The 19,134-nt window shown below is 71.6% G+C and carries 12 protein-coding genes; 6 read left to right on the top strand and 6 right to left on the bottom strand.

The genetic code is table 11. The annotated features are described in order from the left end of the window. Positions 1-130: 130 nt before the first annotated feature. From ACIBEC_RS05330 to ACIBEC_RS05340, 3 genes are all read left to right on the top strand, one after another. The gene (locus tag ACIBEC_RS05330; RefSeq protein ID WP_360498725.1) at positions 131-940 is read left to right on the top strand and encodes a helix-turn-helix transcriptional regulator; all 810 of its coding nucleotides are present in this window, start codon (positions 131-133) and stop codon (positions 938-940) included. Then, entirely contained in the window at positions 937-1,197 is a 261-nt protein-coding gene (locus tag ACIBEC_RS05335; protein ID WP_360498723.1) for a DUF397 domain-containing protein, read from the top strand. Before ACIBEC_RS05330 ends, ACIBEC_RS05335 begins: the two co-directional genes overlap by 4 nt. A 209-nt stretch (positions 1,198-1,406) precedes the next feature. After that, a complete protein-coding gene (locus ACIBEC_RS05340; protein WP_360498721.1) occupies positions 1,407-2,246 on the top strand; it encodes a hypothetical protein in 840 nt (279 codons plus the stop codon). Positions 2,247-2,540: 294 nt separating this feature from the next. Here ACIBEC_RS05340 and ACIBEC_RS05345 read toward each other — a convergent pair whose 3' ends face one another. From ACIBEC_RS05345 to ACIBEC_RS05360, 4 genes are all read right to left on the bottom strand, one after another. Then, on the bottom strand, positions 2,541-3,086 hold the full coding sequence (locus ACIBEC_RS05345) for an ATP-binding protein (protein WP_360498719.1): 546 nt from the start codon (positions 3,084-3,086) through the stop codon (positions 2,541-2,543). Between the two features lie 140 nt (positions 3,087-3,226). Beyond that, complete coding sequence (locus tag ACIBEC_RS05350; RefSeq protein ID WP_360498717.1) at positions 3,227-4,432, bottom strand: Ig-like domain-containing protein; 1,206 nt, start codon at positions 4,430-4,432, stop codon at positions 3,227-3,229. 254 nt (positions 4,433-4,686) lie between these two features. Next, positions 4,687-5,937 (bottom strand): Ig-like domain-containing protein, encoded by a 1,251-nt coding sequence (locus tag ACIBEC_RS05355; RefSeq protein ID WP_360498715.1) that lies wholly within the window; start codon positions 5,935-5,937, stop codon positions 4,687-4,689. Between the two features lie 233 nt (positions 5,938-6,170). Further along, on the bottom strand, positions 6,171-7,409 hold the full coding sequence (locus ACIBEC_RS05360; RefSeq protein WP_360498713.1) for an Ig-like domain-containing protein: 1,239 nt from the start codon (positions 7,407-7,409) through the stop codon (positions 6,171-6,173). A gap of 212 nt (positions 7,410-7,621) precedes the next feature. On the opposite strand from ACIBEC_RS05360, the gene glgX reads away from it, so the two are divergent. Further along, positions 7,622-9,904, top strand: coding sequence for a glycogen debranching protein GlgX (gene glgX / locus ACIBEC_RS05365; RefSeq protein WP_360498711.1), 2,283 nt, complete (start codon positions 7,622-7,624; stop codon positions 9,902-9,904). A gap of 10 nt (positions 9,905-9,914) precedes the next feature. Here the strand turns inward: glgX and ACIBEC_RS05370 are convergent, their stop codons facing one another. Then, positions 9,915-11,348, bottom strand: a complete 1,434-nt coding sequence (locus ACIBEC_RS05370) for a family 2B encapsulin nanocompartment shell protein (protein WP_360498709.1) — start codon at positions 11,346-11,348, stop codon at positions 9,915-9,917. A gap of 232 nt (positions 11,349-11,580) precedes the next feature. Here ACIBEC_RS05370 and ACIBEC_RS05375 point away from each other — a divergent pair, with 232 nt between their 5' ends. Both ACIBEC_RS05375 and ACIBEC_RS05380 read left to right on the top strand, forming a co-directional pair. Beyond that, positions 11,581-13,401, top strand: coding sequence for an ABC transporter ATP-binding protein (locus ACIBEC_RS05375; protein ID WP_360498707.1), 1,821 nt, complete (start codon positions 11,581-11,583; stop codon positions 13,399-13,401). Positions 13,402-13,478: 77 nt separating this feature from the next. Further along, positions 13,479-15,284: an ABC transporter ATP-binding protein gene (locus ACIBEC_RS05380; protein WP_360498821.1), complete on the top strand. Its 1,806-nt coding sequence runs from the start codon at positions 13,479-13,481 to the stop codon at positions 15,282-15,284. A 398-nt stretch (positions 15,285-15,682) separates the two neighbouring features. On the opposite strand, the gene glgP is transcribed toward ACIBEC_RS05380, so the two are convergent. Further along, positions 15,683-18,370, bottom strand: coding sequence for an alpha-glucan family phosphorylase (glgP, locus tag ACIBEC_RS05385; protein WP_360498705.1), 2,688 nt, complete (start codon positions 18,368-18,370; stop codon positions 15,683-15,685). Positions 18,371-19,134 lie beyond the last annotated feature (764 nt).

Consider the following 19,134-nt stretch of genomic DNA (forward strand, 5'->3'; position numbering starts at 1 on the left):
CTCACAAGGGCTGAGTTCGGCCACTTCACCCTTCAAGGGTCGACAGACGGGCATAGCCTCAGGAGTTACACCGCTGGTACAGCGCGAGCTTGAACCGCCCTTTGACCAGGGCAGGGAGGGGCCACGGCAGATGAGCACGCCGAAGCAGAACCCGATGTCGTGGAAGTACTGCGGCGACCAGGTCAAGCGGTGGCGTGAACGGGCGGGCGTGACCCGGGAGCAGCTGAGTCAGGCGGCCCACTACGACATCGAGAGCGTGCGGTCGATGGAGGCGGGAAGGCGGAAGCCGTCGCTCAAGTTGCTTCAGGCCGCAGATGATTTGTGCAATGCGAGAGGAATGCTGCTGGCCGCCCACCCCTACCTTGTTCCCGAAGACAGGCCTGCTCGCAGCGACAGCTATCGCGAGGTCGAGGAGGAAACGGCGGCTTTCTATTCCTATGAACCCCTCTACATCCCAGGCTTGTTGCAAACCAAGGAGTATGCGATGACGCTCCTGAGCCACACCATGCCGCCAGTGGATGACGCCACCGTGGACATGAACCTTGCAGTCCGCCTCAAGCGACAAGAGCGACTCAAGCTGCCTACAGTGCTGTTCAGCTTCACCATCTACGAAGCCGCTCTCCACACCTGCGTCGGCGGCAAGGAAATCATGAAGCGACAACTACACCGGCTGCTCGAGGACGAGCATTCGCGCAACGTTCGAACCCAGGTCGTGCCGGTCGGGCACGCGATCCCTTCCGGGCTCTCCGGATCGCTGGCCATCATGGAAACGATCAACAACGAGCACTACGCGTACGTTGAGACGCACGGAACGAATGCACTCCACTCGGAACCGAGCCTCGTAGGCGAGCTCAGCCGACGCCACGCGATGATCCGCGCGCAAGCCCTCAATGTTCAGGATTCGGCACAGCTCATCAGGAAGACACTGGAGCAATTGTGAACACCACAAGGCCGTGGTTCCGGTCCAGCTATAGCGACTACGAAGGCGGCAACTGCGTCGAGGTGGCCATCTCCTGGGTCAAGTCCAGTTACAGCACCCCGGACGGCGGCGAGTGCGTCGAGGTCGCGTCCTGCCCCTCCGCCATCCACGTCCGGGACTCCAAGGACAAGGCCGGCCCGACCCTCGCCTTCTCCCCCGAGGCGTGGTCCGCGTTCGTCTCCTTCGCCCCCGAAGCTCAAGCCGCCGAAGCCGAGTGACCCTTTAGTTGAATGGGTGGGTAACCACCTACCAACCACCCCTGTGAGCAGCAGATATGACTTATCGCCATCATTGCGCCACCGTCGGTTCCTCCGTGTAGCGTGCGCAGTAATGAATCGACCCCCGCCGGTGCTCCAACACCGAACGGGGGTCTGACCGGCACGATCGAAGAGGGTTCGATCCTGTGGCTACCCACGACTCTACCGCCATGGCCTCCCCCGGGTACGGCAAGCAGTCCGCGCCGGGGCAACTTCCCCGTTCCGCGCGCTACTTCGCGGATCTTCCGGCGCGCGAGGCGTATCTCGCCTCGCTCATCGACCACCTGCCCGACGGCGCCGCCATGGACGTCAAAACGCTCGCCGCCATCAACCCGCACTACGGCCAGATGGCCTGCCGCACGGCGCTCAACAACCTCTCCGCCGCAGGTCACCTGCGCCGCGTCCGCGAGCGCGTGAACGCCGACCGCCCCCAGTGGGTGTTCCGGACGTACTTCTCCCGGACGCCCCGCAGCGACGCCTGGTGGAACCACTTCATCGCCACCGGCGAAAGCCCCCGGGAGTCAACGGACAACGCGCCCGATCCCCCGAAGGAGCGACGCGCCTCCCCTGTCTCCCCCGCCTACGCCGCGCTCGCCGGCCTCGGCATCGCGGACGCCCGTCTCCCGCTCTCCGGCGCCGACTGCGCGGCCCTGGAACCACTGGCCGCCGAGTGGCTGGCCCGGGGCGCCACCCTGGCCCTCTTCACGGCCGCTCTCACCGCAGGCCTGCCACCGGAGGGCGTCCACAGCCCGGTGGCGTTCACCCGCCGCCGCCTGCTCGACAAGATGCCCCCGGAGCGCTCGCGCCCCGAACCGCAACCCACCCGCATCATCGAGTGCACCGACTGCCGGACCCCCTGCCGCCCGCACGCCCTCCTGGGCGGCCTCTGCCGCGCCTGCCGTGGCATCCCCGCGGCACCGCCGCCGCCCCGTCGGCATCTCTCCCCCGCGGCCGTCCGCACACACGCCGCCCGTGCCCGCCAAGCGGTGAGCACATCATCGCGATCATGAATATTCACAGGTGACGGCGTTAACCTATGCAAAATCCAAAGGTGAACTAGGTTACAAACCTTGCATTCCAAGCCGTCCGGTTTGCCCACATGCTGAGATCCATGCGATAGTCAAGGCATCGAACTTCGGCGGGCCCGACCTGGCACTGCCGACGCCCATCGCGCGGGCACGCACCCCCTTGGCCGGCGCGATGACTTGCAGGGGCCCCCATCCGCCGGACCACGGCGCTCTCGGGGGCCCTGCGTGTTTTCCGGCCGACTTCAGGGCCCGCGATCCAGTGCCGGCCCGCCGAATTCAGGGCCGCTCGCGCACCTTGAGCTCGAACCAGACCCCTTTGCCCCGGGGCAGCAGGTCCGCGCCCCAGCGGTCGGAGAGGTCGTCGACGATCTTCAGCCCCCTGCCGCGCTCGTTCACCGGCCTGGGCTCGGCGAGGATCATGCAGGGCAGCGCCCGGGAGGAGTCGCGGACCTCGACCCGCAGCCAGCCCGGTTTGCGGCTGACGTGCAGGCCGATGGTGCGCCCTGCGGCGTGCCGCACCGCGTTGGCCACCAGCTCGCTGGTGAGCAACTCACCGGCCTCCAGGTACGGGTGGAGGTCCCAGGACTCCAGGACGGACAGCACCAGCCGGCGGGCCACCGGGCCCGACTCCGGCCGGGACGGCAGCCGTACCTCGTTCGGCGAGGACTGATCGCACAGCCTGCCGGAATACATCTCCTCCAGCTCCTCGGAGCTGAGCCGCTCCAGCGCCGAGAGCGACCGCTGGACGTCGGTCCAGGACGCCTCGGCGACCGTGCCGGCCCCGGGAACTGATGACTGATCTGTTTCGCCCCAACCCGCCATGCGGACCATCATTGCGGAACGCAAGCAGGCGCGTACGGACAATGAGCAAACGATCTCCCCCGAATCGGCATATGCCGGATGCAAGAGGGGGCCGACCCGAACCGACTTCCGTCAAGTCCGAGTTGACCCCCCGACCGCTCCTACCAGGAGCCCCACGGCACGTTCCAGCCGCTCAGCCCGTTCGACGGGTCGAGCGTCTCCTTCTTGGTCGAGTTCTTCACGACCACGACGTCCCCGACCATCGAGCCGCTGTAGAACTTGCCCATCGAGGTGCTGTCCCCGCCCCCCTTGACGTCCTTGAGCCCGACGCAGCCGTGGCTGACGTTGTCCTCACCGAAGACGTTGCTCCAGTAGTTGCCGTGCACGTACGTCCCGCTGTCGGTGAGCCGGATCGAGTGCGGCACCTGGAGGTCGTACGGCACACCGGTCATGCCGGGCAGGGTGCTGGACTGCATCCGCACCACGCCCTCCTTGGCCATGACGACCATCGTGCCGTTCCAGGTCGCGTGTTCGGGCGAGCCGGCGGTGATGTCGATGTCGCTGGACTGCCCGCTCTGGACGACCGTCATCTTGTGCGCGGCGGCGTCAACCGTCGAAATCTGGGATCGCCCGATCGTGAAGGGCTCGTCCCGGTCACCGCCGTACACCCCGGGGGCGATCTCGACGCTCTTGAGGCGGTAGTGCACGACCACCTTGGTGCCGGGCGCCCAGTACTGCTCGGGGCGGAAGTCCAGCCGGCGGTCGCCGAACCAGTGGCCCTTGACCACGGTGCCGTTGTCGGCCTGGAAGGTGATGCCCCTGAGGACCTCGTCCTTGTTCTTGACGTCCTTGCTGAAGTTCACCGAGACGATCATGCCGACGCCGTACGTGGCGTCGTTGTCCACGTTGTCCGAGGCCTTGGCGAGCGCCGTCGGGGTCAGCGTGGTGAAGTTGCTGTCGGCCGTGGCGACCGCGCCGTCGGCGTCCGCGGCCATCGCGCTGACCTGGTAGGCGGTGCCCACCGCCAGGGCGGCCGACGGGGTCCAGGAGGCGCCGTCGGCGGAGATGGTGCCGGGGACCTCCTGGCCCGTCCGGTCGCTCACCTTGACGGTGGTGAGCTTGCCGCCCGTCGCACCGACCTTGATCGCGTTCGGTGCCACGTCCACCGAGCCGGCCTTGGGCTCGATGCTCACCGCGGCCTTCGAGACCTTCGGCGCCGTGCCGGTGGGCGCCGCCGCGGGCTTGGATGCGGCCGCACCGGCCCCCAGGTCGGCCTTGGCCGCGCTGCCGCCCCCACTGCCGCCGCTGCCACCGCCGCAGGCGGCCGTCAGCGCCATCGCCCCGCCGACCAGGCCGGCGGTAACCACTCTGCGTATCGACCTCAACGTCGATTCCCTCTCTCTGGACTCCCCGAACTCCCCGTGAACCCGCGACGGTCCTACGACGGACCTGCGACGGACCCGACCGGATACACGCACCCGGCCATCGGAAAGGTTGCGACATGCGCGGGACTCGCGCCCCGGAAAGCCGAGCGGCCCGACCCCAACGGGTGAGGATCGGACCGCTCGGCGACAAACTCACCGGAGTGCCCGGACTAGCCGGGCCAACCTCCGGGTAGGGCCTACCAGTTGGCCCAGTCCACGTTCCAGCCGCCGAGCCCGTTGGAGGGGTCGACGGTCTTCTCCTTGGTGTTCACGACCTTGATGACGTCACCGACCATCGAGTCGTTGAAGAACTTGCCCGCCACCGAGGTGTCGCTGCCGCCCTTGACGTCCTGCATCGACACGCAGCCGTGGCTGGCGTTGGACTTGCCGAAAGGATTCGCCCAGTAGTTGCCGTGCACGAAGGTGCCGGAGGTGGTCAGCCGCATCGCGTGCGGCACGTCCTGGATGTCGTACTCGCCGCCGAGGCCGACGGTCTGCGAGTTCATCCGGGTGACCTTCTCCTTGGACATGACCACCATGGCCCCGCCCCAGGACGGCGTGGCGTCCGCGCCGAGGGTGACCGGCACGGTGGTGCTCTGGCCGCTCCGCTCGATGGTCATCTGGTGCGACTTGGCGTCCGCGGTGGAGATCTGCGAACGGCCGATGGTGAACGGCTCGTCCTTGTCCACGTCGCCGTAGATGCCCGGGGCGACCTCGACGTTCTTCAACCGGTACTTGACGGTCACCTTGGTGTCCGGCGCCCAGTACTGCTCCGGGCGGAAGTCGACCCGCTTGTCGCCGAACCAGTGGCCCTTCACCACGGTGTTGTTGCCTGTCTCGAAGGTGATGCCCTTGAGGACGGCGTCCTTGTTCTTGACCGGCTTGTTGAACTCCACCGAGACGATCATGCCGACGCCGTAGGTGGCACCATCGCTGATGTTGTCGTTGGTGGAGATCTTCTTGTCCGGCGTCAGGGTGGTGAACGAGGTGGTGGACGCGGCCACCAGGCCCGCCCCGTCCTTGGCCTGCGCGTTCACCTTGTACGCCATGCCGACGGCGAGCGCCGCCGCGGGCTTCCAGCCGGTGCCGTCCGGGGCGATCGCACCCTCGACCGGCTTCCCGTCCTTGTCGGTCACCTCGACCGTGGTGAGCTTGCCGTTCGAGACGGACACCTGCAGCCCGGTCGGCTGGACGTCCTGGGCACCGTCCTTCGGCTCGACGGCGATCACCGCGGCCGAGGTCTTCGGCGTCCCCGAACCGCCCGCGTCCGCCGAGGCCGGCGCGCCGGCCGCGTTGCCCCCGCCGGATCCCCCTGAGCCGCTGCCCTTGTCGTCGTTGCAGGCCGCGGTGAGCAGCAACACCCCACCCATGACCAACGCCATCGCACCCCTGCGGCCGTAGCGGCTGGTGGTACGTATCGCGGCGCCGACCGTCTTACCCGTCTTCACGGTTTCTCCCCTCCCGGTATTCACTCTCTTGACGCGTTGAGTGCCCCCATGAGTTGCACCGGGCGCCGATCTTTCGCGCCCGGCTGCGGACGCGTCGGAGCAGAATAACCGGGCCGTCCGAGCGAATCCCCGGGGGAGTCGGGTGGAGCGGGAGTGAACCGGCCGTGAAGACGGCCGCGGGTGAAGGAAGGGCGGGCGGAGGGCGAGCGGAACGGCGGCCGGACGGGGACCGGCTAGCGCAGCGCGCTCCCGGCCACCCACTGCTCCCAGAGCATGTTCCAGCCGTTCAGGCCGTTCTGCGGCGGCACGAAGTCCCCGGACGGGCCCTTCACCTCCACCACGTCCCCGGCGATGGTGTGCTCGAACAGCCATCCCGCCGGAGTGTCCTTGCTCGTGCCGCCCTTGGCGTCGGCCAGGCCGATGCAGCCGTGGCTGGTGTTGGCGGTGCCGAACACCTTGGGGTCCGCCCAGTAGTTGCCGTGGAGGAAGGTGCCGGAGGTGGTCAGCCGCATCGCGTGCGGGACGTCCTTGATGTCGTACTCGTCGCCCATGCCGACGGTCTGCGAGTTCATCCGGGTCACCTTGTACTTCTCCGACACCACCATCACCCCCCGGTAGGTGGAGTGGTCGGGGCTGCCGCCGGAGACCTTGAGCACCCGCACCACCTTGCCGCCCTGGCCGGTCCGGACGGTCAGGGTGTGCGCGTCCAGGTCCACGGTGGAGACCTGCGCCCGGCCGACGGTGAAGCGCAGGTCCCGGCTCTGGCTGCCGAACTCGCCCGGCGCGCCCTGCACGTCCTTCAGCCGCAGCGCCACCGAGACCTTGGTGCCGGCCGCCCAGTACTGCTGCGGGCGGAAGTCCAGCCGCTGGTTGCCGAACCAGTGCGCGGCCACCGCCACCGGCGGGTCGGCGCTGACCTGGACGGCCTTCTCCACCGCCGCCCGGTCGGCGATCGGGCGGCTGAAGCGCAGCGAGACCGGCATGCCGACGCCGACCGTGGAACCGTCCTCCGGGGTGAAGAAGGCGACGAAGGTGTGCGCCCGGGCGACGGTCGAGAACGCCGAGTGCTGGGCGGCCTTCTGGCCCTGGTCGTCCTCGGCGACGGCGTCCAGGGTGAACGCGGTGCCCAGCGGCAGCGGGCCGTCGGGCCCCCAGCCCGCGCCGTCCGGGGTGATCGTGCCGGGCACCTCGGTGCCCTTGGCGTCGGCCAGCCGGACCGACACCAGCCGGCCCTGCGCGGCCCCCACCCGGACCGTGCCCTCCGGCTGCACGTCCTGCGCGCCGTCGGCCGGCTGCACGGTGAGCACCGCCCGGGACGGCGCCTCCGCCGGGGGCGCCGTGAGCGCCCCGGAGCCGACCGCGTCCCCGTCGGGCGCGGCCGGGGAGCCGCCACTGCCGCAGCCCGTGAGGACGGCCAGACAGCAGGCCACCACCGCCGCGCCCCGCGCCCACACCCGTCCTCGGCGCCGCATCCCGGGGCCTCCCACTGTTCGCGTCCGACGCCCGGAACAACGACGGGCGCCGACCCGGGGACACGCCGAGCGGCCCGGAATCCCGCCATCCACCGGCGATCCCCTGCCCGCCATCCGCCGGTAAGCCCCCGTTCAGCGGCTTCCGATCTGCGCAATCCGGGAAAGAGGAAGTGAACGGGGTCCGGGACACCCCACCCAGGGAGGGTACGGCCATGGCGTCAGGGCAGGAGCTGGAAGCCGGGGTAAGGCCGGACGGCGGCCCGCACACCGTCGAGCCATCAGCCGAGCCACCGCGGCCCGGCAGCTGGCAGCCGCTCGGCGCCCGCTTCCGGACCGACCAAGTCGGCGGCCGGGGCACCAACTTCGCGCTCTGGGCGGCCGGCGCCGAGGCCGTCGAGCTGTGCCTCTTCGACGAGGACGGCCGGGAGAGCCGGCACCGCCTCACCGAGCAGGACTTCCAGATCTGGCACGGCTTCCTCCCCGGCGTGCGCCCCGGCACCCGCTACGGCTTCCGCGTGCACGGCCGGTGGGACCCGTGGACCGGCGCCCGCTGGAACCCGGCCAAACTGCTGCTGGACCCGTACGCCCGCGCCGTCGACGGCTGTTACACCTCGCACGACGCCGCCTGCGCCGCCGTCCGCAACTGGCCGGAGGCCGATGTCGCCGACACCGTCCGGGACAACCGCGACTCCGCGCCCTACGTGCCCAGAGCCGTGGTCGTCCACGATGACGACGACTGGTACGACGACCACCGCCCGAAGACCCCGTGGGCCGAGACGGTCCTCTACGAACTGCACGTGCGCGGCTTCACCATGCGCCACCCCGAGATCCCGCCGCACCTGCGCGGCACCTACGCCGGCCTCGCCCACCCCGCCGCGATCGCCCACCTCACCCGCCTCGGCGTGACCGCCGTCGAGCTGCTGCCGGTCCACCAGTACGCCACCGAGGACCACCTCCAGGCGCGCGGCCTGGTCAACTACTGGGGCTACAACACGGTCGGCTACTTCGCCCCGCACGCCGGCTACTCCGCCTCCGGCTCGCGCGGCGGCCAGGTCGGCGAGTTCAAGCGGATGGTCCGCGCCCTGCACGCCGCCGGGATCGAGGTGATCCTGGACGTGGTGTTCAACCACACCGCCGAGGCCGGCGAGCTCGGCCCGATGCTCTCGCTGCGCGGCATCGACAACGCCGCCTACTACCGCCTTCCGCCGAACCGCCCGCGCGGCTACGCCGACTACACCGGCTGCGGCAACACCCTGGACACCCGCCGCCCGCAGGTGATCCGGCTGATCACCGACTCGCTGCGCTACTGGGTCGCCGAGATGGGCGTGGACGGCTTCCGCTTCGACCTCGCCGCCGCCCTCGCCCGCGGCGGCCCGCGCGGCGGCGACGACGTGGACATGGACCACCCGTTCCTCGCCGCCGTCTCCCAGGACCCGCTGCTCAGCCGGGTGAAGCTGATCGCCGAGCCGTGGGACGTCGGCCCGGGCGGCTACCAGGTCGGCGGCTTCCCCCCGCTGTGGGCCGAGTGGAACGACAAGTACCGCGACACCGTACGGGACTTCTGGCGCGGCGCCCGCCCCGACGTGCGCGAGCTCGGCTACCGCCTCTCCGGCTCCTCCGACCTCTACCAGCGCGGCGGCCGCCGCCCGTACGCCTCCGTCAACTACGTGACCGCGCACGACGGTTTCACCCTGCGCGACCTGGTCTCCTACGACCGCAAGCACAACGAGGCGAACGGCGAGGCCAACCGCGACGGCACCGACGACAACCGCTCGTGGAACCACGGCGCCGAGGGCGAGACCGCCGACCCGGCGGTCCGCGCGCTGCGGCTGCGCCAACTGCGCAACCTGACGGCCACCCTGCTGCTCTCCGCCGGCGTCCCGATGCTCACCGCCGGGGACGAGCTGGGCCGCACCCAGGGCGGCAACAACAACGCCTACTGCCAGGACAACGAGGTCAGCTGGTTGGACTGGTCACTGCTGGCGGAGCCCGGCTGGCGGGAGCTGACCGAGCTGACCGCCCGGCTGATCCGGCTGCGCCGCTCCCACCCGGTGCTGCGGCAGCGGGCGTTCTTCTCGGGCCGGGCCGCCACCCCCGGCGGCCAGCCCGACCTGGCCTGGTTCACCCCGCTGGGCAAGGAGATGACCGAGGCCGACTGGTTCGCGCCGACCGCCTGCCTGGGCATGCTGCTGTCCGGCACCGCGATGTCCGAACGGGACGACACCGGACGGCCGCTGCGGGACGACAGCTTCCTGCTGCTGCTCAACGCGGGCCACCAGGCCACGGTGTTCACCCTGCCCGGCGAGCCCTGGGCGGCGCCCGAGGCCCCGTACGAGACGGTGATCGACACGGCCGAGGCTCCGGTCGGCACGGCCGGGGCGGCGGGAGGCACGCCCGGGGCGGCGGGAGGCACGGGCGAGCCGTACCCGCACGGCGCCGTCGTCCTGGGCGGGCGCTCACTGCAGCTGCTGCGCGCGCCCGCCCCCGGGGCCTAGGGGCCCGGGCTCAGCCCCGGGCGTGCCCGAGCTCGACGTTCTCCAGCACGCCGATCGCGTCCGGCACCAGCACCGCCGCCGAGTAGTAGGTGCTGACCAGGTAGGAGGCGACCGCCTTCTCGTCGATGCCCATGAAGCGGACGTTCAGACCCGGCTCGACCTCGTCCGGGATGTTGATCTGGGTGAGCCCGACCACGCCCTGGTTGTCCTCGCCGACCCGCATCGCGATGAACGCGCTGGTCTGCTGGTCGGACACCGGGATCTTGTTGCACGGGAAGATCGGCACCCCGCGCCAGGTCGGCCGGTGCTTGCCGAGGACGTCGACGGTGGCCGGGTAGACACCGACCTTGTTGCACTCCCGCTCGAAGGCGGCGATCGCCCGCGGGTGGGCGAACAGGTAGTCGGTGTCCCGGCGCATGCTCAGCAGCTCGTCCAGGTCGTCCGGGGTGGGCGCCCCGGAGCGGGTCTGGATCCGCTGGTCGAAGTCGGTGTTGGCGAGCAGGCCGAACTCCGGGTTGTTGACGAGCTCGTGCTCCTGCCGCTCCCGCAGGGCCTCGATGGTCAGCCGCAGCTGCTCCTCGGTCTGGTTCATCGGCTTGTTGTAGAGGTCCGCGACCCGGGTGTGCACCTTGAGGACGGTCTGCGCGACGCTCAGCTCGTACTCGCGCGGCCTCAGCTCGTAGTCCACGAACGCGCCGGGCAGCTCGTACTCGCCCTCGTGGCCGGCCGACAGGTCGATCCGCGCCTCGCCGTGCTCGTTCTGGGCCTGCGCGGCGTCGGCGGCGAAGCCCAGCAGCTGCTCGCGCAGTGAGTCCGAGCGGTCGACCAGCTCCTGGAAGGCCGCCCAGGGCAACGCCATCGCGACACCCGACGTCGCCGCCTTCACGGTGTACGGCCAGGTGCCGTTCGGCTCGGTGAGCGCCTCGTCGCCGATGTGGTCGCCGTCCGCGAGGGAGCCGAGCACGGTCTGCTCGCCGTACTTGCCGGTGCCGATCCGGTCCACCTTGCCGTGCGCGACGAGGAACACCTCCTCGATCGGCGCACCCTCCTGCACCAGCACGTCGCCCACCGCGAAGTCCCGCTGCACGAACCGGCGGGCCAACTCCTCCAGGACCGCGTCGTCCTCGTAACCGTGCAGCGCCGGCACCTCGCGCAGCGAGGGGGCGACCACGCTCACCGTGGAACCGGCCTTGGCGAAGCCCACCCGGCCGCGCCCGGCGGCGAAGCTGAGGCGGCGGTTGACCCGGTAGGTACCCGCGCTGACCTGCACCCAGGGCAGCATCTTCAGCAGCCAGCGGGAGGTGATCTCCTGCATCTGCGGCTTCGACTTGGTCGTGGTCGCCAGGTTCCGCGCCGCGGTCGTGCTGAGGCTGAGCTGGGCCCGGACTTCCACGGTCGCGCGGCCTGGGCCGGGGGCCGCGGTGGGTTCGGTTTCCACCGTCATGTGCACACTCCTGTCACTCACGTATCAATGAACATCCGTCAGGAGATTCCATCGGCCGATCGGGTGGGGCTCGCAAGAGGCGCCCGGCGCATTCGTCCCTGCACGAACCGCCGCACACGCCCCGCGTCCGCCCGCGCACCACCCGTCCGAGTGGCCGGTTCTCGCCGGACAGCACCGACAGGGGCGAAAAACCGGATGAGAAGTGACGGCCTCTCCGCCTACCCTCACCGCGATGGCCGAGAACCGACATGACACCGACAACCCGCCCGCCGACGGGACCGTGACCGCGCGCCCCCGCTCCACGGTCCGCTCGCTGCTGCGCCTGTGGCCGTACGCGCGCGCCGTCCGCGGCCGGCTGGCCGTCTCGGTGACGGCCGCCACGCTCGGCATGCTGAGCACGCTCGCCGTCCCGGTGCTCCTCGGCCGGATCGTGGACGGCCCGCTCGCCACGCACGACCTGGCCGCCCTCCGGCCGCTGGTCGGCCTGCTGCTCCTCCTGGGGCTCTTCGAGGCCGGACTCTTCTACACCCGCCGGGTGGTGCTGGCCCGCCCGCTGGCCGGGCTGGAGACGGCCATGCGCGGCGACCTCTTCGCCAAGCTCCAGCGGCTGCCGGTCTCCTTCCACGACCGCTGGGGCTCCGGCCAGCTGCTCTCCCGGGCCACCGCGGACATGTACACCATGCGGCTGTTCCTGGCCTTCCCGTTGGTCTTCCTGATCGTCAACTCGGTGATGTTCCTGGCCGGCGCGGTGGTGATGTTCACCCAGGACTGGCGGCTCGCGCTGATCGCCCTGGTGCCCGTCGTCCCGCTGTTCCTGCTCACCCGGCGCTTCGAGTCCGGCTACTCCGGCGCCTCCCGCCTCGCCCAGGACCAGAACGGCGACCTCGCCACCGTGGTCGAGGAGTCCGTCCTCGGCATCCGGATCCTCAAGGCCTTCGGCCGTCACCGCTCGATGGCCGAGCGCTTCCGCGCCCAGTCCCAGGAGCTGCGCCGCACCGAGCTGCACAAGGCCCACCTACTCGCCAACCTCTGGTCCGTCATCGTCGGCCTGCCCGAGATCGCCCTCGGCTGCGCCCTCGCCGCCGGCGCCTACCTGGTCGCGCACGACGAGCTGAGCGCGGGCGCCCTGGTCGCCTTCCTCTCCACCGCGCTCGCACTGCGCTGGCCGGTGGAGTCGCTCGGCTGGCTGCTCGCCTACGCCAACGAGGCCGCCACCGCCACCGACCGCTTCTTCGAGGTGCTGGACGAGCCGGACACCCCGGACCCGGGCACCGCCACCGGGCTCGGCGCCCGGGACGGCATCCGCTTCACCGGCGTCCGCTTCCGCTACCCCGACGCCCCGGCCGGCAGCCCCGACCTGCTGACCGGCATCGACCTGCACATCCGCAGCGGCGAGACGATGGCCCTGGTCGGCGCCACCGGCAGCGGCAAGACCACGCTCACCGCGCTGCTCCCCCGGCTGTACGAGGCCACCGCCGGCACCATCACGCTGGACGGCCGGGACCTGCGCGACCTGCCCCGGGAGCGGCTGCGCGAACTCGTCGCGGTCGCCTTCGAGGAGCCCACCCTGTTCTCCGCCACCGTCCGGGAGAACGTCCTGATGGGCGCCCCGGGCGCGAGCGGGGAGCAGCTGCGCTCCGCGCTCGCCACCGCCCAGGCCGGTTTCGTGGACAAGCTCCCCGAGGGCGCGGACACCGAGGTCGGCGAGCAGGGCCTGAGCCTGTCCGGCGGACAGCGCCAGCGCCTCGCGCTGGCCCGCGCGGTGGTCGGCGACCCGGCCTTCCTGGTGCTGGACGACCCGCTCTCCGCCCTGGACGTGCACACCGAGGCCCTGGTCGAGCGGGCACTGCGCGAGGTCCTCGGCACCACCACCGCCCTGGTGGTCGCCCACCGCCCCAGCACCGTGCTGCTCGCGGACCGGGTCGCGGTGCTGGCGGACGGCCGGATCGAGGCCGTCGGCACCCACCAGGAGCTGCTGCGCGACTGCGCGCACTACCGCGAACTGATGTCGGGCGAGGCCGCCCTCGTGCCCGAAGGAAGTGCAGCCCCGTGACCACGACCGCCGATCCCACGAAGGCCGACCCCGCGAAGGGCGAGCCCGCGACGGCCGCCCGGTCCGCCGAGGAGGAACTGCCCCCGCCCCCGGCCGACGAGGAGGACATCCCCGTCCCGCCCGGCGCGCCCCGGGCGCTGCTGCGCTCGCTGCTCGGCCCGCACCGGGCCCGGATCACCGTCGCGATGGTGGTGATCCTGGTCCAGCAGGCCGCCCTGCAGTCCGGCCCGCTGCTGGTCGCGGTGGCCATGGACCGCGCCATCCCGGCGCTGCGCGAGCACGACTCCGGCCCGCTCGTCGCGGTCATCGCCGCGTACCTGTTCTGCGCGCTGCTCAGCCCGGTGCTGCAGTGGGCGTTCATCAAGATCAGCGCCCGGGTCAACCAGGACATCCTGCTGGAGCTGCGCGGCCGGATCTTCCGGCACGCCCAGCGGCTGAGCCTGGACTTCCACGAGCGCTACACCTCGGGCCGGATCATCTCCCGGGCGACCAGCGACATCGACGCGCTGCGCGAGCTGCTCTCCGAGGGTCTGCAGGAGCTGCTGACGGTCTTCCTGTCGGTCTGCTACATCTCGGTGCTGCTGCTGGTGCTGGACTGGCGGCTCGGCCTGGTCTCGCTGGTGTCGGCCGTGCCGCTGGCGCTGATCGCCCGCTCCTTCCGCAGCCGCTCGCGCCGGGTCTACCGCCGCTCCCGCACCTCGGCCGCCTCGCTGATCGTCCGCTTCACCGAGACGATGAACGGCATCCGCCCGGTGCAGGCCTTCCGCCGTGAGAAGGCCAACGACGCCGCGTTCGCGCTGGTCAACCGGCAGTCCGCCACCGCGACCGCGGACGGCCTGCTGGAGATCGCCCGCTACGTCGGCCTCTCCCGGGCCACCGCCAACCTGTGGGTCACCGGCGTGGTGCTGTTCGGCGCCTACCTGGTCGTGGACGACACGCTGGAGGTGGGCGCGCTCACCGCCTTCGTGCTCTACCTGCGCCGGCTCTACGACCCGATCGACCAGCTGGCGATGTTCCTGAACAGCTACCAGTCGGCCGCCGCCGCGCTGGAGAAGATCGCCGGCCTGCTTGCCCACGAGCCGACCGTCGCCGAACCGGCCGAGCCGAAGGAGCTGCCGCAGGCCGCGAGCGGGCGGATCACGGTCAAGGGCCGGGAGGTGTCCTTCGAGCGGACCCGCTTCGCCTACCCCACCGGTAGGGAGGTGCTGGCGCCCTTCGACCTGCTGATCCCGGCCGGGCAGACGGTCGCGGTGGTCGGCGCGACGGGCGCGGGCAAGTCGACGCTCGCCAAACTGCTGGCCCGCTTCTACGACCCGAGCGACGGCCGGATCCGGCTGGACGGCGTGGACCTGCGCGAGCTGGCCACCCCCGAGCTGCGGCGCGGGGTGGTGATGGTGACCCAGGAGTCCTTCCTGTTCTCCGGCACCGTCGCCGAGAACATCGCGATCGGCCGCCCCGGCGCCACCCGCGAGGAGGTCGAACAGGCCGCGCGTGACATCGGCGCGTACGGGTTCATCGCCGAGCTGCCGGACGGCTTCGACACCGACGTGCGCAAGCGCGGCGGCCGGATCTCGGCCGGCCAGCGCCAGCTGGTGGCCTTCGCCCGCGCCCTGCTGGCCGACCCGGCGGTGCTGATCCTGGACGAGGCGACCAGTTCCCTGGACGTTCCGGGCGAGCAGGCCGTCCAGCGGGCGATGCGCACGGTGCTGGCCGGCCGGACGGCGGTGATCATCGCGCACCGCCTCTCCACCGTGGAGATCGCCGACCGCGTCCTGGTGATGGACCAGGGCCGGATCGTGGAGGACGGCTCCCCGCAGGAGCTGATCGACGGCGCCGGTCGCTTCGCCGCCCTCCACCGGGCCTGGCGGGACAGCCTGGTCTGAGGGGACCCGGCCGGTCCGAGGGGACCCGGTCCCCGACCCCTGAATGTGCCCGTCCGGGTGCGCCGTTACGCACCCGGCCGGGCCGCCCCTGGTGGAACGTGTCGCTGGTGGCCGCCGGGCCCCGGTTGGTGACCCGCACCTCCAGGATCCCGGTCTCCCCCGGGACCACCGGGCCCTGCGGCGGGCAGAGTTCGACGGACAGCCGCGCGGTCGCCGGGGCGCCGCGAGCGGGCCGGTGGCGGCCTGGGCCGGCCACGCCACGAGGACGACGGAGAGCGCCGCGAGGTCGGCCGCGCGGACGGTTCGCATCATGAGCATCACGCTCCCCCTGCCCGACACGCGGGGCAACCGGATAACTGCCGTCCGTGGCGGACGGGCGGCAGTCATCCGGCGCGCCGTCAGCGCAGCAGCCCCGCGTCCATCCCGGCCGACTCGGCCGGCAGGGCGACCAGCCCGAGCTCGGCCGGGGAGGCCAGCCGCGGGTGCGCGGGCAGCACGCGGACCGTGTAGCCGAACGGGCCGGTCCGGCACAGCTCCAGCGCGCCCTCGTAGCGGGTGCGGCCGTCGAGGTCGGGCCCGCCGACCGGTTTGAGGGCGAGCAGGCAGGCGTCCGAGATGCCGTCCGACTCGTCCACCCGGCCGGAGACCACCTGGACCTCGACGTCATCCGGATCCAGCGTGCCGAGCGCGACCTGCACCCGCAGCGCCAGCGAGCTGCCCAGCTCCTGGGCCTCGGCCGGGCAGTCCGCCTCGACGTGCTCGACCCGGACGGCCGACCAGGCCTCCCGGACCTTCGCCTTCCACCCCGCCAGCTCCCGCGCTGTCATTCGCCCGCTCGCCGCCGCGCGCTCGCCCGCCGCCAGCTCCCGCTGGGCCAGCGCCGCCGGGGCGTACAGCCGTTCGACGTACTCGCGGACCATCCGCCCGGCGAGCACCTTGGGCCCGAGGGTGACCAGGGTGTGCCGGACCATGGCGATCCAGCGGTGCGGCAGCCCGTCCGCGTCCCGGTCGTAGAACCGGGCGGCGACCTGGTCCTCGATCAGGTCGTAGAGGGCGGCCGCCTCGATGTCGTCGCGCCGCTCGGCCTCGCCGCTGTCCGGGTCGAGCACCCCGCCGCTCTCGTCGGCGGTGGGGATCGCCCAGCCGTTGCGGCCGTCGTACCACTCGTCCCACCAGCCGTCCAGGACGGACAGGTTGAGGCAGCCGTTGAGCGCGGCCTTCATCCCGGAGGTGCCGCAGGCCTCCAGCGGGCGCAGCGGGTTGTTGAGCCAGACGTCACAGCCCGGGTAGAGGTGCCGGGCCATCGCCATGTCGTAGTCCGGCAGGAAGACGATCCGGTGCCGGACGGCCGGGTCGTCGGCGAAGGCGACCATCTGCTGGATCAGCCGCTTGCCGCCGTCGTCGGCCGGGTGAGCCTTGCCGGCCACCACGATCTGCACCGGCCGGGTGGGGTGCAGCAGCATGGAGCGCAGCCGCTCCGGGTCGCGCAGCATCAGGGTGAGCCGCTTGTACGAGGGCACCCGGCGGGCGAAGCCGATGGTGAGCACGTCGGGGTCGAGCACCGAGGAGACCCAGCCGAGCTCGGCCTCGCCGGCCCCGCGCTGGTGCCAGGAGGCGCGCAGCCGACGGCGGGCCTCGTCCACCAGCTGGGCGCGCAGGGTGCGGCGCAGGTCCCAGATCTCGGTGTTGCCGATCGCCTCCAGGCCGGTCCAGCGGGTGGCCTCGCCGGTGGTCATCGCCTCCTCGGCGCGCTCGGCGCCGATCTCGGCGGCGCCGAGCCGGACCACCGCCGGATCGATCCAGGTGGCGGCGTGCACGCCGTTGGTGACCGAGGTGATCGGCACCTCGGAGGGGTCGAAACCGGGCCAGAGGCCGTTGAACATCGAGCGGCTGACCTCGCCGTGCAGGGTGGAGACCCCGTTGGCGCGCTGGGCGAGCCGCAGGCCCATGGCGGCCATGTTGAACAGTTTCGGGTCCCCGCCGCGCCAGGTCTCGGCGCCGAGCGCGAGCACCTGGTCGACCGGGACGCCGGGCAGCGCGGTGTCGCCGCCGAAGTGGCGGGCGACCAGCTCGCGGTCGAAGCGGTCGATGCCGGCCGGGACGGGCGTGTGGGTGGTGAAGAGGGTGCCGGCCCGGACGGACTCCAGGGCGGCGGCGAAGTCGAGCCCGGCCGCATCCTCGGCGACCAGCTCGCGGATCCGTTCGACGCCGAGGAAGCCGGCGTGGCCCTCGTTGGTGTGGAAGACCTCGGGGGCGGGGTGCCCGGTGAGCCGGCAGTAGGCGCGCACCGCCCGTACGCCGCCGATGCCGAGCAGCATCTCCTGGAGCAGCCGGTGCTCGCTGCCGCCGCCGTACAGCCGGTCGGTGACGTCGCGCTCGGCGGGCGAGTTGGCCTCGATGTCGGAGTCGAGCAGCAGCAGTGGCACCCGCCCGACCTGGGCCTTCCAGATCCGGGCGGCCAGGGTGCGGCCGCCGGGCAGGACGAGGTCGACCCGGCTGGGGGTGCCGTCGGGTTCCCGGAGCGGGCTGACGGCGAGCTCGTCCGGGTCCAGCAGCGGGTAGCGCTCCTGCTGCCAGCCGTCCCGGCCGAGGGACTGCCGGAAGTAGCCGTGCCGGTAGAACAGCCCGACGCCGATGATCGGGACGCCGAGGTCGCTGGCGGCCTTGAGGTGGTCGCCGGCCAGGATGCCGAGCCCGCCGGAGTACTGGGGCAGCGCGGCGGCGATCCCGTACTCGGGCGAGAAGTAGGCGATCGCGGCGGGCAGTGGGGCGGCCCCGGTCTCCTGCTGCCGGGCCTGGTACCAGCGCGGGCCGGTCAGGTAGTCGCGCAGGTCGTCGGCGAGGTCGCCGAGTCTGCGCAGGAACCGCCGGTCGGCGGCGAGCGCGGCGAGCCGGGCGGCCGGGACCTCCCCGAGCAGGCGCACCGGGTCCTCGCCGGTCGCGGCCCAGACCTCCGGGTCCACGGACCGGAAGAGGTCCCTGGTCTCGGGGTGCCAGGACCAGCGCAGGTTGAGGGCCAGCTCGTGCAACGGCTGGAGTTGTTCGGGCAGGACGGTGCGGACGGTGAATCTGCGGATTGCCTTCACGGCGTGAAGCGTAGCCGCGGCGGTCGGCCCGACAGTGCGTCAAGTGGGCTATTGGGCATCCGTTCGGCCTATTGATGAGATCGCATTCGGCGCATTGGTCTGCACGGGGGGCGCGCGAGGCGCACTTTTCCGGGGGCCGCGCTACCAATACGTGAACTCTGCGGTACGAATCCATTTCCGATGGCGCATCCGCTCGGGAGAAGGTCCGAAACTCCTGTCGTACCGGTGCAAAAACCTTGTCGCCGATGCGAGGATGACCGAAGGTCGTTGATGCTGTGGGGAGTACGGCGACGGGTGGCGTCCCCCTCGAAGCAGCACGTCCGAATCCTTTTTCGCGTTGGCTGTTCCCGTCCTCTTTAGCCCATTCGGCGATCACCGCTCGTCGACGCGTGTCCTTGTGCCCGGCCTGCTCGTTCACGGGTGGACCGGGCCGCCCGGGGGCGTGCCCCCGGAGGCGCGCGCCGGGACGCGCACGGGCTCCGGGGCGTCCCGCCACCGACTCGGCGGGCGCCGGGCAGGTTGCCGGGGACAGCGGCGCGGGCAGGCTCCGGTCGCACGTCCTCCCCACCCAGCAGTCCTCCCGGTACTCCCCTGGCCCGACCCCGGCCCGCGGGAGCTGCCGCCGATCTCGGGCAGGAGCTTGGCATGCACGGCGACACGCGGGACCAGTCCACACCTGTGGCCGAAACCCTCGACACAGCGGTCGCGGAATCCGCCGGACGGATGGATTCTGACACTCGGACAGATCCGGCGATGCCCGCACC

It is taken from the genome of Kitasatospora sp. NPDC051164, assembly GCF_044455625.1.
In the GTDB taxonomy this organism is placed as follows: domain Bacteria; phylum Actinomycetota; class Actinomycetes; order Streptomycetales; family Streptomycetaceae; genus Kitasatospora.

Excerpts from the sequence above, each read along its gene's own strand:
- ACIBEC_RS05330 (WP_360498725.1), top strand. The coding sequence starts at position 131 with ATGAGCACGCCGAAGCAGAACCCGATGTCGTGGAAGTACTGCGGCGAC.
- ACIBEC_RS05340 (WP_360498721.1), top strand. The coding sequence starts at position 1,407 with ATGGCCTCCCCCGGGTACGGCAAGCAGTCCGCGCCGGGGCAACTTCCC.
- ACIBEC_RS05345 (WP_360498719.1), bottom strand. The coding sequence starts at position 3,086 with ATGGCGGGTTGGGGCGAAACAGATCAGTCATCAGTTCCCGGGGCCGGC.
- ACIBEC_RS05360 (WP_360498713.1), bottom strand. The coding sequence starts at position 7,409 with ATGCGGCGCCGAGGACGGGTGTGGGCGCGGGGCGCGGCGGTGGTGGCC.
- glgX (WP_360498711.1), top strand. The coding sequence starts at position 7,622 with ATGGCGTCAGGGCAGGAGCTGGAAGCCGGGGTAAGGCCGGACGGCGGC.
- ACIBEC_RS05370 (WP_360498709.1), bottom strand. The coding sequence starts at position 11,348 with ATGACGGTGGAAACCGAACCCACCGCGGCCCCCGGCCCAGGCCGCGCG.
- ACIBEC_RS05375 (WP_360498707.1), top strand. The coding sequence starts at position 11,581 with ATGGCCGAGAACCGACATGACACCGACAACCCGCCCGCCGACGGGACC.